The organism is Mycolicibacterium chitae (assembly GCF_900637205.1).
Lineage (GTDB): Bacteria > Actinomycetota > Actinomycetes > Mycobacteriales > Mycobacteriaceae > Mycobacterium > Mycobacterium chitae.
Genome location: NZ_LR134355.1, coordinates 3143340 through 3156871, shown reverse-complemented (window position 1 = coordinate 3156871; position 13532 = coordinate 3143340). Strand labels below are relative to the sequence as shown.

The window sequence follows — 13532 nt, the reverse complement described above, 5'->3', positions numbered from 1 at the left end:
TAGATGTCCATTGGCCCCGGGATAGGCGTCGAGACGGTCCTGGCCGAGTTTGCCGAGCATCTCGCGCTGGAAAAGGGTCGATCGGAGCACACCCGGCGGGCCTACCTGGGCGACCTGCGCTCGCTGTTCGACTTCCTCGGCGCCGAGGCCGACCTTTCAGGGTTGACGCTGCCGGTGCTGCGGTCCTGGCTCGCGGCGCAGGCCGCGGCGGGCGCGGCGCGCACCACCCTGGGGCGGCGCACGTCGGCGATCAAGGCGTTCACGGCCTGGGCGACCCGCCGGGGGCTGCTGGCCACCGATCCCGCGGCGCGGCTGCAGGTGCCCAAGGCGCGCCGGACGCTGCCCGCGGTGCTGCGCCAGGATCAGGCCATCGACGCCATGGCGGCCGCGAGGTCCGGTGCGGCCCAGGGTGATCCGCTGGCACTGCGCGATCGCCTGATCGTGGAGATGTTGTACGCCACCGGGATCCGGGTCAGCGAGCTGTGCGGGCTCGACGTCGACGACGTCGACGTGGACCGGCGGCTGGTCCGGGTGCTGGGCAAGGGCAACAAACAGCGCAGCGCGCCGTTCGGCGCACCGGCCGAGGAGGCGGTGCGGTCCTGGCTGACCGACGGGCGCCCGCAGATCGCCACCGGTGAGTCGGGGCCCGCGCTGCTGCTCGGGGCGCGCGGTCGTCGCATCGATCCCCGCCAGGTGCGCACCGTCGTCCACGACACCGTGGGCGCGGTTCCCGGCGCCCCCGACATGGGCCCGCACGGGCTGCGGCACAGCGCGGCCACGCATCTGCTCGAGGGCGGCGCCGACCTGCGCATCGTCCAGGAACTGCTGGGCCACTCGTCGTTGGCGACGACCCAGCTCTACACCCACGTCAGCGTGGCCCGGCTGCGCGCCGTCCACGATCAGGCGCACCCGCGGGCCTGACTCAGCCGGCCAGCGGCTTGAGCCGCATCCGCGTGCCGACCAGCAGCCCCCGCGGGTCCACGTAGTCCGCGGCCGAGGCCGGTCCCCACATGGCGCCCCAGTGCAGGCAGGCCGACGCCGAACAGCCGGGATGGCCCGGTGCCAGCGTCCCGATGACGCTCGCGCCGTCGACCCGCTGACCGGCCCGCACCGCCGCGCGCACCGGTTCGTAGCTGGTCCGCAGCCCGCCCGGATGGGCCAGTGAGATCACCGGGCGGCCCGCCAGCAGCCCGGCGAAGACCACCCGCGCGGGGCCCGCGGCGTGGACCGGTTGACCCGCCGCGCCGGCCAGGTCGACGCCGCGGTGCCCGCGCTGCCAGTTCGGGTCGGGCGCGTCGAAACCGCGCAGCACCGCCGGCGCGGGCCGCAGCGGCCAGGTCAACCGCGGCCAGTCCGCGCGCGCGGACGCGCCGGCGCCCACTAGCGTGAGGATCGCCGCCAGCACCCCGGCCCCTGCCGCCCGCCATCGCATCCGTGCAGTTCAGCCGGGCCGGCCGCGGTCCCGCCAGTTCCGCGGGTCCCGGTTGTGGACCGCGACGGCGCTGTGGACGGAGCACCCCGTCAGACGGTGTAAACTCTCTTCCTGCAGCTCGCTTGCGCGGGCTGACTTCGCGCGTCTGCATAACGGGCCTGTTCCATTGGGCTTGTGCCTGCTGCCGGGCGGTCCCGCTCCTAAGCGGGTCCGGCAGCAAAGCGGTCGCCAGGGTCCGGCTCACCCGATGCCGGACGACAACCGATTTCTAGAAGGACATGGGCTCACTATGGCTGTCGTAACAATGAAGCAGCTGCTTGACAGCGGCGCGCACTTCGGGCATCAGACCCGTCGTTGGAATCCCAAGATGAAGCGGTTCATCTTCACCGACCGCAACGGCATCTACATCATCGACCTGCAGCAGACGCTGACCTACATCGACCAGGCGTACGAGTTCGTCAAGGAGACCGTCGCCCACGGTGGGTCCGTGCTGTTCGTCGGCACCAAGAAGCAGGCCCAGGAGTCGATCGCGGCGGAGGCGACCCGAGTCGGCATGCCGTACGTGAACCAGCGCTGGCTGGGCGGCATGCTCACCAACTTCTCCACCGTGCACAAGCGTCTGCAGCGGCTCAAGGAACTCGAGTCCATGGAGCAGACCGGTGGCTTCGAGGGTCGCACCAAGAAGGAAATCTTGATGCTGACCCGTGAGAAGAACAAGCTCGAGCGCAGCCTCGGCGGTATCCGGGACATGCAGAAGGTGCCGTCGGCGATCTGGGTCGTCGACACCAACAAGGAGCACCTGGCCGTCAGCGAGGCCATCAAGCTGGGCATCCCGGTCATCGCGATCCTGGACACCAACTGCGATCCCGACCAGGTCAACTACCCGATCCCGGGTAACGACGACGCGATCCGCTCGGCCGCCCTGCTGACCAAGGTCATCGCCTCCGCGGTGGCCGAGGGCCTGCAGGCCCGCGCCGGCGCGAGTGCCGGCGACGGCAAGCCGGCCGCCGCCGGGGAGCCCCTGGCCGAATGGGAGCAGGAACTGCTCGCCTCGGCGACCGCGGCTCCCGCCGACGGTGCGCCCGCCGCGGCAACCCCCTCCGAAACCCCCACCGACGCTTCGTAATTTCTTCAGGAGAAGGCGTACATGGCTAACTACACCGCTGCCGACGTCAAGCGACTTCGGGAGCTGACCGGCGCTGGCATGCTCGACTGCAAGAACGCGCTGGCCGAGAGCGACGGCGATTTCGACAAGGCCGTCGAGGTACTGCGCATCAAGGGCGCCAAGGACGTCGGCAAGCGCGCGGAGCGCGCGACCGCCGAGGGCCTGGTCGCCGCCAAGGACGGCGCGCTCATCGAGCTGAACTCGGAGACCGACTTCGTCGCGAAGAACGCCGAGTTCCAGGAGCTGGCCGCCAAGATCGTCGACGCGGCGGTCGCCGCCAAGGCCGGCGATGTGGAAACGCTCAAGGCCGCGACCATCGCGGACGGCACGAGCGTCGAGCAGGCCGTCGCGGACCTGTCGGCGAAGATCGGCGAGAAGCTCGAGCTGCGTCGCGCCGTCTACTTCGACGGCACGGTCGAGACCTACCTGCACAAGCGGTCCGCGGACCTGCCCCCGGCCGTCGGCGTGCTCGTCGAGTACACCGGCGCGGACGGCTCGGAAGCCGCGCACACCGCCGCGCTGCAGATCGCCGCGCTCAAGGCCCGCTACCTCACCCGCGACGACGTCCCGGAGGAGATCGTGGCCAGCGAGCGTCGCATCGCCGAGGAGACCGCCAAGGCCGAGGGCAAGCCCGAGCAGGCGCTGCCCAAGATCGTCGAGGGTCGCGTCAACGGCTTCTACAAGGACGCCGTGCTGCTCGAGCAGCCGTCGGTGTCCGACAACAAGAAGACCGTCAAGGCCCTGCTCGACGAGGCCGGCGTGACCATCACCCGGTTCGTCCGGTTCGAGGTCGGCCAGGCCTGAGATTTGAGCGGCGCACCAACCGCTCACCCGTAAAACCCCGCGCCATGCCGGCGACCCCGGCGGCGCGGGGTTTTGCCTTTCCTTGCTAGCGTCGGGCAATGACCCACGTGCATGCCTTCGGTGACGACGCGCTCGGCGACCTGGACGCGGTGGGGGTGGCCGAGGCGCTGCGCGCGGGCACGGTCTCGCGGGCCGAGGTGACCGAGGCGGCGATCGAGCGCACCGAGCGGGTCGACCCGACGCTGAACGCGTTGGCGCTGGAATGCTTTGCGCGCGCGCGGGATCGCGCCGCGCGGCCGTTCGGCGGATTCTTCGACGGGGTGCCCTCGGCGCTCAAGGACAACTCGGATGTGGCGGGCCTGCCCACGATGAAGGGCGCCGACGCCTGGCAGCCGTTCCCGGCCGCGGCCGACGGCGCCTTCAGCCGACTGTTCTTCGCCACCGGACTCAACATCGTGGGCAAGACCCAGATGTCGGAGTTCGGCTTCAGCGCCGCCGCCGAACATCCGCGCCTGGGTCCGGTGCGCAACCCGTGGGATCCGCGCTACACCGCCGGGGCGTCCTCGTCGGGGTCGGCCGCGCTGGTGGCCGCCGGGGCGTTACCGATCGCGCACGCCAACGACGGCGGCGGGTCCATCCGGATCCCGGCCGCCTGCAACGGGATCGTCGGCCTCAAGCCGTCCCGCGGTCGGCTGCCGCTGGAGGCCGAGCACGGCGAGATGCCGATCCGCATCGTCGCCAACGGCGTGCTGACCCGCTCGGTGCGCGACACCGCCGCGTTCTACCGGGAGGCCGAACGGGCCTGGCACAACCGCAAGCTGCCGGCCATCGGTGACGTCACCGGCCCCGGACGGCAGCGGCTGCGGATCGCGGTCGCCACCCGGTCGATCCGCCGCGAGAGCGCGCCGGAGGTGCGGGAGGCGACGCTGAAGACGGCTGCACTGCTGGAGAACCTCGGGCATCACGTCGAACAGCTCGAGGAACTGCCGGTGCGGCCGTCGTTCGTCGAGGATTTCGTGCTCTACTGGGCGCTGCTGTCCATGGCGCTGGTGCGCGGAGGCCGCAAGCGCTTCGGCGCGACGTTCGACCGGTCCCGCCTGGACAACCTGTCGCTCGGGCTGGACCGCCACGCCGGGCGCAACCTGCACCGCATGCCGGCGGCGATCGCCCGGCTGGCCACCACCCGGCGCAGCCTGGCCACGCTGACCCGACGGTTCGACGTGGTGCTGATGCCGACGGTGGCGCACGAGACCCCGCTGATCGGTCACCTGGATCCGATGGCCGATTACGAGCAGGTCCTGGACCGCCTGATCGACTGGGTGGCGTTCACCCCGCTGCACAACATCACCGGCGACCCGGCGATCTCGCTGCCGCTGGCGCAATCGAGCACCGGCTTGCCGATCGGGATGATGTTCAGCGCCCCGACCGGGCAGGAGACCCGGCTGCTCGAGCTGGCCTACGAGGTGGAGGCCGCCGCGCCGTTCGCGCGCATTCAGGACCGCTGAGCTGCCGCCGATTCGGTCAGGTCCAGCACACTGTCGGCCAGCGCGGTGAGCAGCGTCGGCGTGTGACTGACCACGACGACCGCGGCGTCCTCGGACAGCTGCGCCAGCAGCTCCGTGATGTCCTCGGCGGCAATGGGATCCAGCATCGAGGTCGGCTCGTCGCACAACAGGTAGCGGGGCCGCTGCAGCAGCGCCCGGCCGATACAGGCGCGTTGCAGCTGCCCGTCGCTGACCTGGGCGGGGTAGCGGTCGAGCAGCGCGGCGTCCAGGCCGACGCGCCGCGCCGCCTCGAGCGCCGCGGAGCTGTCCTCGCCGCGGATCCGGGTGGGCTCCAGCAGGATTCGCCGCAACGTCCACCGCGGGTTGCAGACCTGCCGCGGGTGCTGGGCGAGCATGGCCACCGCGCCCGGTTCGGGGGCCGGCGCGCCCGCGTAGCGCACCGTGCCGGCGTCGGGTCGGCGCAGGCCGGCCAGCACGCGCAGCAGGGTGGTCTTCCCGCACCCCGACGGCCCGCGCACGCCGACGGTCTGACCGGCGCGCACCGTCACGCCGACGTCGCGCAGGACCTCGCGGGCGCCGAAGCGCACGGAGATGTGCTCGGCGTCCAGGGTGCTCATGTCAGGGCCCCGGCAAAGAAGCGGCCCACGTAATCGTCGGTGCTGCCGGTCATCTCGGCGACGGGGGCCCGGCGGATCACGGTGCCGGCGCGCATCAGGGCGATGTCGTCGCACACCTGCGCGTCCAGCAGCGCCGGCAGGTCGTGGGTGATGACCAGCACGGCGACCCCCTGGGCGGCCACGTCGGCGAGCAATTGCCACACCAGTGCCGCGTTGTCGGGGTCCAGCGCGGAGGTCGGTTCGTCGGCGATCAACAACTCGGGGCGACCGGCCAGGGCCGCGGCGATCGCGGCGCGCTGCGCCATGCCGCCGGACAGCTCATGTGGGTACAGCGCCGCGCTGGCCGCCGGCAGGTGGGCGGCGGCCAGCCACTGCGCGGCGGTGCGGTCGGAGCCGAGCCGCCGGCACACCTGCTGCAGCTGGGTGCCGACAGTGCTGACGGGGGTGAACGAGGTCGCCGGGGACTGGGGGACCAGCCCGATGCGGTGCCCGCGCAGCGGGCGCCAGCGCCGCTCGTCGGCCTGCGCGAGGTCGGTGCCGTCGAACAAGACCCGGCCGCGCACCCGCGAACCCGGCGGCAACAGTCCGCACAGCGCCGCGGCCACCAGCGACTTGCCGCAGCCCGACTCGCCGATCAGGGCGGTCACGGTGCCCGCGTTGACGGTCAGTTCGACGTCGCGCAGCGGTTGCACGCTCGGCGCGTGGCGGCCCGGCCGGGTCGCGATGTCCACGGTCAGTTGTTCCAATGCTGCGACGGCGCCCATGTCACCACACCTGTCCGGTCGGCGGCGAATTACGTTGCCGCAGTGTGGCTCCCGCGGCCGAGAAGGTCAGCGCGGTCACGATCAGCGCGGCCGCCGGAAACACCAGCGTCCACCAGGCGCCGAGCAGCACGTCGCCGCGGGCCTGCCCCAGCAGCGTGCCCAGGCTGGCCTGTTCGGGGGACAGGCCCACCCCCAGGAAGGACAGCGTCGACTCGTGCCAGACCGCGTGCGGCAGCAGCATCACCATGGCCACCAGGGCCTGTCCGGCCACCGCGGGCAGCAGGTGTTGCCGGGCGACGAACCACCGCGAGGCCCCGGCCAGCCGCGAGGTCTGCACCCAGCCGGCGTCGGTGACCGCGAGCAACTCGGCGCGCACCACCCGCGCCACCGCCGGCCAGTGCGTCAGGGCGATCGAGGCGATGATGGCCAGGGGGGCGCCGCGCCACATCGCGGCGATGACGATGCCCAGCACCAGGTGCGGCAGTGCGTTGAAGCCGTCGACCACGCGCATCACCAGGGCGTCGAGCCAGCCGCCGATCAGCGCCGACGCGGTGCCGATCAGCGCGCCGAGCACCGTGGCCACCACCGCGCACACCGCGGCGATCAGCAGCGAGATCTGCAGGCCCTGCGCGCAGCGCACCAGCAGGTCGTGGCCGAAATGGTCGGTGCCCAGCGGGTGTCCGGGCCCCGGCGGCTGCAGCGCGGCGGAGAAATCCGCGCCCTGTTCGCCGGCGATCGCCGGGATCAGCAGCGCGGCCAGCGCGATCAGCGCCAGGACGCCGAGCGGCCAGGTCACCGACAGGCGACGGGGCAGCGACCGGGTCTGCGGTTCGACGGTCATGCGCGCATCTCGATCCGGGGGTCCAGGGCCACCGCGGCGGCATCCGACAGTGCCGAGCCCAGCAGCACCGCCAGCGCCGCGCCCACGGTCAGCGCGGCCATCAGCGGGAAGTCCAGGGCCGCGGCCGATTCCACCAGCACCGCGGCCACCCCCGGCCAGCCGAACACGGTCTCGACGATGGCGGCGCCGGCGATCAACTCCGGCAGCCGGGTGCCCAGCAGGGCCAGCGCCGGCAGCACCGACACCGGGGCGATGTGCGAGCGCAGCAGCGGCCAGCCGTGGACGCCGCGGGCCCGCGCCGCGCGCACCGCATCCGAGGAGCAGGCCTCCACCACCGCGGTGCGCGTGCTCAGCAGCAGCCACGGGATCTGCGAGACGGTCAGCGCGATCAACGGCAGCAGGCCGTAGGTCAGCAGACCGTCGACGGTGTACTCACCGCCCGGGGGCCGCGCCCCAGAGGTGGGCAGCCAGCGCAGCCCGACGGCGAACACCGTGACCAGGGCCAGCGACACCACGAACGGCGGCACCGCGGCGAAGGTGACGGCAAACGCCGTGCACAGCTTGTCGACGGGGCCGCGGCGCATCCCGGCCAGCGTGCCCAGGCCGATGGCCAGCGCCGCGGCGATCAGCAGCGCGGTCCCGGATAGCGCGAAGCTGAACGGCATCCGTTCGGCCAGCACGGTGCTCACCGCCTGGGACTGCGTCGAGGACCAGCCGAGGTCCCCGTGCAGTAGGCCGCCGAGCCACTGCCACCACGCTTGCCACCAGGGCTGGTCGACGTCGTAGGCGGCGCGCATCGCCTCGCGCTGTGACGGCGTGGCCGTCTGATATCGGTCGCCGAGGTAGGCGACTAGGGGGTCGAACGGGGACAGCGAGGCCACCGCGAACATCGCCGCCGACACGGCGATCGTCACCGGGACGGCGACGGCCGTGCGCACCGCGAGCAGGCGTCCGGCCGCGCCGAGCCGTTCACCGCGTCGGGTGACGACGCGGTCCGGCGCGGCGAGGTCGGTCAACGCGTCCATGCGTTCAACTGCCACCACGGACCCCACGCGACGCCGTGGGAGTGCGGTTCCAGGATCGGGGCGCTCTGGTTCCAGCCCAGATCGCGGTAGGCGTAGGTGTGATCGAGGAAGGCCAGGAACACGCTCGACGGCTGGCCGACGTAGCCGGCCTGGATCTGGCGGTACAGCTCGTCCTTGGCGTCGCCGTCGGGCAGTTGTCGGGCGGCGTCGAGCAGTTCGTCGAGGCCGGGCGCGGTGAAGTTGCCGGGGTTCGAGTACGGCGAGGAGTCCGGCACCCGGGTGTGCAGGGTGTCGTACACCTGGGCGTCGATGCTGTACGGGGTCGAGCCGCCGCCGAGCAGCACGGCGGAGCGCTCGAAGCTGGTGTCGATCTCGTCCCAGCTGGTGCCGCGGGTCTGCACGGCGATGCCGAGTGGCTTGACCGCCGCCGCGAACGCCACCGCCAGGTCGCGCCGCAGGGTGTCGGCCGCGTTGTAGAGCAGCTCGAACTCGGCCCTGGCGCCGTCCTTTTCGCGGATCCCGCCCGGGCCGGTCCGCCAGCCCGCGGCGTCGAGCACCTCGCCGGCCCGTTCGGGGGCGAAGTCGAAGGTGGCCGCCGCGTTGTAGGCCGGGCCGTACACGTCGGCCACGGGGGTGTGGGCCGGGCGGCCGTGGCCGGCCAGCACGTCGCGGATGACCGCGTCTCGGTCCACGCCCAGGTTCATCGCCAGCCGGGCCTGCGGGTCCGCGGTGAACGGGTTGCCGGCCGGGAACGACACCGCGCGCCAGTCCGCGGACTTGACCGCCACCGTCGACACGTCGTCGGCGTTCAGCGAGTTGATGAGTTTGGGCGGCAGGTTGACGCCGTCGACCTCGCCGGTGCTGATCCGCTGGGCGCGCACGTTGTCGTCGGGGGAGTGGGTGTAGACGATCCGCTGGACCTGCGCCTGCTGACCCCAGTAGTCGTCGCGGGCCACCAGCACCGCCTGGTCGGGGCGCAGGCTGTCGAGCACATAGGGGCCGGTGCCCACGGGCGCGGTGTTGAGCGCCCAGTCCGCGGCCGGGGCGTCCTCGACCTGCTCCGACGGGACGATCCCGGCCAGCAGGTACGGCTCCGGGTTGGCGTCGGTGTGCATCGTGACGATCACCGCGCCGGGGCCGTCGGCGTCCACCTGCGCGATGGCCGCGACGTTGGTGGAGATCGCAGAGGCCACCGCGGGGTCCTTCAGGGCCGCATAGGTGGCGACGACGTCGGCCGAGTCGAAGGCGCTGCCGTCGGAGAAGGTGACGTCGCCGCGCAGCGGCAGTCGCCAGCGCCGCGGGCCCACCTGTTCGGGGGCGGCGTCGGCCAGGGCGGGCACCAACTCGGGGATGCGGTCGTCGTTGTCGGCGGCCGGGCGCAGCAGCCCGTCGTACAGCGGTGAAACGCCTTGTTCGCCATAGCCGTTGACCGGGTTGTAGCCACCGAGGTCGTAGCCTTCGGCCAACACGATCTGGTCGGCCGGGGCGTCGTCGGCCGTCGCGCAGCCCGCCGCGAGCAGCCCGGCCGTCGTCGCGAGGATCAGTAGGGTGCGAGGCTGCATGCCTGCCTTCCGCTCATCTGTTCAGGTAGACAGGAGATGTTACCGCCGCCCGGTCGGCCCCGCCGCACGCGCCCCGAGGCCGATTCCCGCCCGGCGATGAGGCAGGATGGTCGGCAGCCGTCCTGGCCTGCCCGGGGTGGCTTCCATGAGGAGTTTCCTGCCAGCCAGATGGGGGGCCGACGATGACCGACGCCGCAGAAATCCGCCCCAAGTACTCGCGAGTCCTGCTCAAGCTGGGCGGCGAGATGTTCGGCGGCGGCGCGGTGGGCCTCGATCCCGACGTGGTCGCCCAGGTGGCCCGCCAGATCGCCGACGTGGTGCGCAGTGGCGTGCAGATGGCGGTCGTGATCGGCGGCGGCAATTTCTTCCGCGGCGCCCAGTTGCAGCAGCGCGGCATGGAACGGACCCGCTCGGATTACATGGGCATGCTCGGCACCGTGATGAACAGCCTTGCGCTGCAAGACTTCCTGCAGAAGGAAGGCATCGACACCCGGGTGCAGACCGCGATCACCATGGGGCAGGTCGCCGAGCCCTACATCCCGCTGCGCGCGCTGCGGCACCTGGAGAAGGGGCGCGTGGTGATCTTCGGCGCCGGCATGGGGCTGCCGTACTTCTCCACCGACACCACCGCCGCGCAGCGCGCCCTGGAGATCGGCGCCGAGGTGGTGCTGATGGCCAAGGCCGTCGACGGCGTGTACACCGACGACCCGCGCAAGAATCCGGACGCCGAGATGCTGACCGAGATCTCCCATCGCGAGGTCATCGACCGGGGTCTGGGCGTGGCCGATGCCACGGCGTTCTCGCTGTGCATGGACAATGGCATGCCGATCCTGGTGTTCAATCTGCTCACCGATGGCAATATCGCTCGCGCCGTCGCGGGTGAGAAGATCGGAACACTGGTCACGACCTGACTGGGCGGCGGTCAGGGCGAACACGAATTGCGACGGGAGAAGATCGAGCATGATCGACGAGGTGCTCTTCGACGCCGAGGAGAAGATGGAAAAGGCCGTGACGGTGGCGCGTGACGACTTGGCGTCCATCCGAACCGGTCGCGCCAACCCCGGCATGTTCTCCCGCATCAACATCGAGTACTACGGGTCGATGACCCCGATCACCCAGCTGTCGAGCATCAACGTCCCCGAGGCGCGCATGGTGGTGATCAAGCCCTACGAGAGCTCGCAGCTGCGCAACATCGAGGACGCCATCCGCAACTCCGACCTGGGCGTCAACCCCACCAACGACGGCAACATCATCCGGGTCTCCATCCCGCAGCTCACCGAGGAACGCCGCCGCGATCTGGTCAAGCAGGCCAAGGCCAAGGGCGAGGACGCCAAGGTCTCGATCCGCAACATCCGTCGCAAGGCGATGGAGGAACTGGCGCGGATCAAGAAGGACGGCGAGGCCGGCGAGGACGAGGTCGGTCGCGCCGAGAAGGATCTCGACAAGACCACGCACACCTACACCAGCCAGATCGACGACCTGGTCAAGTCCAAGGAAGGTGAATTGCTCGAGGTGTGACAACCTCGGCAATCGTGCACGTGGCAGAGACCGAAACCGGCCAGACCTCCGACGGGCCGTCCCCCAAAGCGTCCCGGGCCGGACGCAACCTTCCCGCGGCGATCGCCGTCGGCGTGCTGCTCGGCGCCTCGCTGATCGCGATCCTGCTGTTCGCGCCGTACGTGTGGATCCCGGTGGTGGCCGTGGCGATCGCGATCGCCACCCACGAGGTGGTCCGCCGGCTACGCGACGGGGGCTACTCGATCCCGGTGCTGCCGCTGCTGATCGGCGGGCAGGCCATGATCTGGCTGACCTGGCCGTTCGGCGCGGCCGGCGCGCTGGGCGCCTTCGGCGGCACGGTCCTGGTGTGCCTGGTCTGGCGGCTGCTGTCCCAAGGTTTCAAGACCGCCCCGCAGAACTATCTGCGCGACGTCGCGGTGACCGTCTTCCTGGCGGCCTGGATCCCGCTGTGCGGCGCGTTCGGCGTGCTGCTGATCTATCCGGACGACGGCTGGGCCCGGGTGTTCTGCCTGCTGCTGCCCGTGGTGTTCTCCGACATCGGCGGCTACACGGCCGGGGTGCTGTTCGGCAAGCACACCATGGTCCCGGCGATCAGCCCCAAGAAGTCCTGGGAGGGCTTCGCCGGGTCGCTGGTGTGCGGCACCGCCGTCGCCGTGTTCGCCGTCGCCGTGCTGGCCGACAAACCGGCCTGGGTGGGCATCCCGCTGGGCATCATGCTCGTCATCACGGGCACCCTCGGGGACCTGGTGGAGTCCCAGGTGAAGCGGGACCTGGGCATCAAGGACATGGGCACCCTGCTGCCCGGCCACGGCGGCATCATGGACCGCATCGACTCGATCCTGCCGTCGGCGGTGGCCACCTGGATCGTGCTGTCCCTGTTGGCTTGAGATTGTTGGCCTGAGCGCCCATCCGGGATACTGGCAGGGATGAAGCAGGAACTGGTCTTCGAGGCGCCGCGCCGTGCCAAGCCTCCGCGGCATTTCGCCGACCTCGACGGGCCGGCCCGCGCCGCGGCGGTCGCGGACCTCGGACTGCCCGCATTCCGCGCCAAACAGCTGGCCAACCAGTACTACGGCCGGCTGGTCGGCGAGCCGCGGCTGATGACCGACCTGCCCGCGGCGCTGCGCGAGCAGGTCGGCGAGGCGCTGTTCCCGGACCTGCTGAGCGCGCTGCGCGAGATCGGTTGCGACGCCGGCGAGACCCGCAAGACCCTGTGGCGCGCCGTCGACGGCACCACCTTCGAGTCGGTGCTGATGCGCTATCCCGAGCGCAACACCGTGTGTATCTCCTCACAGGCCGGCTGCGGGATGGCCTGCCCGTTCTGCGCCACCGGCCAGGGCGGGCTGACCCGCAACCTGTCCACCGCGGAGATCGTCGAGCAGGTGCGCCGCGCCGCGGCGACCATGCGCGACGAGTTCGACGGGCGGCTGTCGAACATCGTGTTCATGGGCATGGGGGAGCCGCTGGCCAACTACAACCGCGTGCTGGCCGCCGTGCGCCAGATCATCGACGCCCCGCCGCACGGATTCGGCATCTCGGCGCGCTCGGTGACGGTCTCGACCGTCGGGCTCGCGCCGGCCATCCGGCGGCTGGCCGACGAGCGGCTCGGGGTGACGCTGGCGCTGTCGCTGCACGCCCCCGACGACGAACTGCGCGACACGCTGGTGCCGGTCAACAACCGCTGGGCGATCGCCGAGACGCTGGACGCCGCGCGGTACTACGCCGACGTCACCGGCCGGCGGGTCTCGGTGGAGTACGCGCTGATCCGCGACGTTAACGATCAGCCGTGGCGCGCCGATCTGCTGGGCAAGAAGCTGCGCGCGGCGTTCGGCCCGCTGGTGCACGTGAACCTGATCCCGCTCAACCCGACGCCGGGCAGCCAGTGGGACGCCAGCCCGAAACCGGTGGAGCGGGAGTTCGTCCGACGGGTGCGGGCGGCCGGGGTGTCGTGCACCGTGCGGGATACCCGCGGAAGCGAGATCGCCGCGGCGTGCGGCCAGTTGGCCGCCGACGGCGGTTAGCGAAAGAGGCGGGTCAGCGCAGCCAGCCGCGCTTGCGGCCGATCATGTCGCGCACGGTGATGACCAGCACCGCCAGCGCGAAGGCGATCACAAAGATGTTCTCGACGTTGCCGGGGTGCGCGCCGCGCAGCGTCCCGAGCAGGAAGATCACCATCACGAAACCGGCGATGTGCCAGTTGCGGTGGTTGATCCGGCTCCAACCCCACTTGGCCGACGGCACGTCGGCGGGATCGACGTCGTCGTAGCGCTCCACTTCAGTGCTGACCATGGCTGTCATT

15 protein-coding genes are annotated in these 13532 nt (G+C 71.4%); 8 read left to right on the top strand and 7 right to left on the bottom strand.

The features are described 5' to 3' along the window. Positions 1 to 3: 3 nt before the first annotated feature. Positions 4 to 921, top strand: coding sequence for a tyrosine recombinase XerC (locus tag EL338_RS14975; protein ID WP_126334473.1), 918 nt, complete (start codon positions 4 to 6; stop codon positions 919 to 921). Position 922: 1 nt separating this feature from the next. On the opposite strand, the gene EL338_RS14970 is transcribed toward EL338_RS14975, so the two are convergent. Next, entirely contained in the window at positions 923 to 1432 is a 510-nt protein-coding gene (locus EL338_RS14970; protein WP_126334472.1) for a M23 family metallopeptidase, read from the bottom strand. Positions 1433 to 1721: 289 nt separating this feature from the next. Between EL338_RS14970 and rpsB the strand changes: the two genes are divergently transcribed. The 3 genes from rpsB to EL338_RS14955 all read left to right on the top strand — a co-directional run bounded on the left by rpsB (position 1722) and on the right by EL338_RS14955 (position 4906). Next, on the top strand, positions 1722 to 2558 hold the full coding sequence (gene rpsB / locus EL338_RS14965) for a 30S ribosomal protein S2 (protein WP_126334471.1): 837 nt from the start codon (positions 1722 to 1724) through the stop codon (positions 2556 to 2558). Between the two features lie 21 nt (positions 2559 to 2579). After that, positions 2580 to 3401 (top strand): translation elongation factor Ts, encoded by an 822-nt coding sequence (gene tsf, locus EL338_RS14960; protein WP_126334470.1) that lies wholly within the window; start codon positions 2580 to 2582, stop codon positions 3399 to 3401. A gap of 98 nt (positions 3402 to 3499) precedes the next feature. Next, complete coding sequence (locus tag EL338_RS14955; RefSeq protein ID WP_126334469.1) at positions 3500 to 4906, top strand: amidase; 1407 nt, start codon at positions 3500 to 3502, stop codon at positions 4904 to 4906. Here EL338_RS14955 and EL338_RS14950 read toward each other — a convergent pair. From EL338_RS14950 to EL338_RS14930, 5 genes are read right to left on the bottom strand one after another with little or no spacing between them, the layout of a single operon-like run. After that, the gene (locus tag EL338_RS14950) at positions 4894 to 5523 is read right to left on the bottom strand and encodes an ABC transporter ATP-binding protein (protein ID WP_126334468.1); all 630 of its coding nucleotides are present in this window, start codon (positions 5521 to 5523) and stop codon (positions 4894 to 4896) included. The genes EL338_RS14955 and EL338_RS14950 overlap by 13 nt on opposite strands. Continuing rightward, entirely contained in the window at positions 5520 to 6287 is a 768-nt protein-coding gene (locus tag EL338_RS14945; RefSeq protein WP_126334467.1) for an ATP-binding cassette domain-containing protein, read from the bottom strand. The genes EL338_RS14950 and EL338_RS14945 overlap by 4 nt, the downstream gene beginning before the upstream one ends. A 1-nt stretch (position 6288) precedes the next feature. Further along, on the bottom strand, positions 6289 to 7128 hold the full coding sequence (locus tag EL338_RS14940; protein WP_126334466.1) for an ABC transporter permease: 840 nt from the start codon (positions 7126 to 7128) through the stop codon (positions 6289 to 6291). Continuing rightward, a complete protein-coding gene (locus tag EL338_RS14935) occupies positions 7125 to 8153 on the bottom strand; it encodes an ABC transporter permease (RefSeq protein WP_126336880.1) in 1029 nt (342 codons plus the stop codon). The genes EL338_RS14940 and EL338_RS14935 overlap by 4 nt, the downstream gene beginning before the upstream one ends. After that, complete coding sequence (locus EL338_RS14930) at positions 8141 to 9715, bottom strand: ABC transporter substrate-binding protein (protein WP_126334465.1); 1575 nt, start codon at positions 9713 to 9715, stop codon at positions 8141 to 8143. The genes EL338_RS14935 and EL338_RS14930 overlap by 13 nt, the downstream gene beginning before the upstream one ends. 182 nt (positions 9716 to 9897) lie before the next feature. Here EL338_RS14930 and pyrH point away from each other — a divergent pair, with 182 nt between their 5' ends. Genes pyrH through rlmN form a run of 4 tightly spaced genes read left to right on the top strand, consistent with a single transcriptional unit; the run spans position 9898 to position 13254 of the window. Beyond that, complete coding sequence (gene pyrH, locus EL338_RS14925; protein ID WP_126334464.1) at positions 9898 to 10626, top strand: UMP kinase; 729 nt, start codon at positions 9898 to 9900, stop codon at positions 10624 to 10626. Between the two features lie 49 nt (positions 10627 to 10675). Next, complete coding sequence (gene frr, locus EL338_RS14920; RefSeq protein ID WP_126334463.1) at positions 10676 to 11233, top strand: ribosome recycling factor; 558 nt, start codon at positions 10676 to 10678, stop codon at positions 11231 to 11233. A gap of 11 nt (positions 11234 to 11244) precedes the next feature. Further along, the gene (locus tag EL338_RS14915; RefSeq protein WP_126336879.1) at positions 11245 to 12120 is read left to right on the top strand and encodes a phosphatidate cytidylyltransferase; all 876 of its coding nucleotides are present in this window, start codon (positions 11245 to 11247) and stop codon (positions 12118 to 12120) included. Positions 12121 to 12159: 39 nt separating this feature from the next. Further along, positions 12160 to 13254, top strand: coding sequence for a dual-specificity RNA methyltransferase RlmN (gene rlmN, locus EL338_RS14910; protein ID WP_126334462.1), 1095 nt, complete (start codon positions 12160 to 12162; stop codon positions 13252 to 13254). 13 nt (positions 13255 to 13267) lie between these two features. Here rlmN and EL338_RS14905 read toward each other — a convergent pair whose 3' ends face one another. Further along, positions 13268 to 13522, bottom strand: coding sequence for a DUF2631 domain-containing protein (locus EL338_RS14905; protein ID WP_126334461.1), 255 nt, complete (start codon positions 13520 to 13522; stop codon positions 13268 to 13270). Between the last annotated feature and the right edge of the window lie 10 nt (positions 13523 to 13532).

What these genes read in the sequence shown, in the direction of transcription:
- EL338_RS14975 (WP_126334473.1), top strand. Translation starts at nt 4, where the DNA reads ATGTCCATTGGCCCCGGGATAGGCGTCGAGACGGTCCTGGCCGAGTTT.
- EL338_RS14970 (WP_126334472.1), bottom strand. Translation starts at nt 1,432, where the DNA reads ATGCGATGGCGGGCGGCAGGGGCCGGGGTGCTGGCGGCGATCCTCACG.
- rpsB (WP_126334471.1), top strand. Translation starts at nt 1,722, where the DNA reads ATGGCTGTCGTAACAATGAAGCAGCTGCTTGACAGCGGCGCGCACTTC.
- tsf (WP_126334470.1), top strand. Translation starts at nt 2,580, where the DNA reads ATGGCTAACTACACCGCTGCCGACGTCAAGCGACTTCGGGAGCTGACC.
- EL338_RS14955 (WP_126334469.1), top strand. Translation starts at nt 3,500, where the DNA reads ATGACCCACGTGCATGCCTTCGGTGACGACGCGCTCGGCGACCTGGAC.
- EL338_RS14950 (WP_126334468.1), bottom strand. Translation starts at nt 5,523, where the DNA reads ATGAGCACCCTGGACGCCGAGCACATCTCCGTGCGCTTCGGCGCCCGC.
- EL338_RS14945 (WP_126334467.1), bottom strand. Translation starts at nt 6,287, where the DNA reads ATGGGCGCCGTCGCAGCATTGGAACAACTGACCGTGGACATCGCGACC.
- EL338_RS14940 (WP_126334466.1), bottom strand. Translation starts at nt 7,128, where the DNA reads ATGACCGTCGAACCGCAGACCCGGTCGCTGCCCCGTCGCCTGTCGGTG.
- EL338_RS14935 (WP_126336880.1), bottom strand. Translation starts at nt 8,153, where the DNA reads ATGGACGCGTTGACCGACCTCGCCGCGCCGGACCGCGTCGTCACCCGA.
- EL338_RS14930 (WP_126334465.1), bottom strand. Translation starts at nt 9,715, where the DNA reads ATGCAGCCTCGCACCCTACTGATCCTCGCGACGACGGCCGGGCTGCTC.
- pyrH (WP_126334464.1), top strand. Translation starts at nt 9,898, where the DNA reads ATGACCGACGCCGCAGAAATCCGCCCCAAGTACTCGCGAGTCCTGCTC.
- frr (WP_126334463.1), top strand. Translation starts at nt 10,676, where the DNA reads ATGATCGACGAGGTGCTCTTCGACGCCGAGGAGAAGATGGAAAAGGCC.
- rlmN (WP_126334462.1), top strand. Translation starts at nt 12,160, where the DNA reads ATGAAGCAGGAACTGGTCTTCGAGGCGCCGCGCCGTGCCAAGCCTCCG.
- EL338_RS14905 (WP_126334461.1), bottom strand. Translation starts at nt 13,522, where the DNA reads ATGGTCAGCACTGAAGTGGAGCGCTACGACGACGTCGATCCCGCCGAC.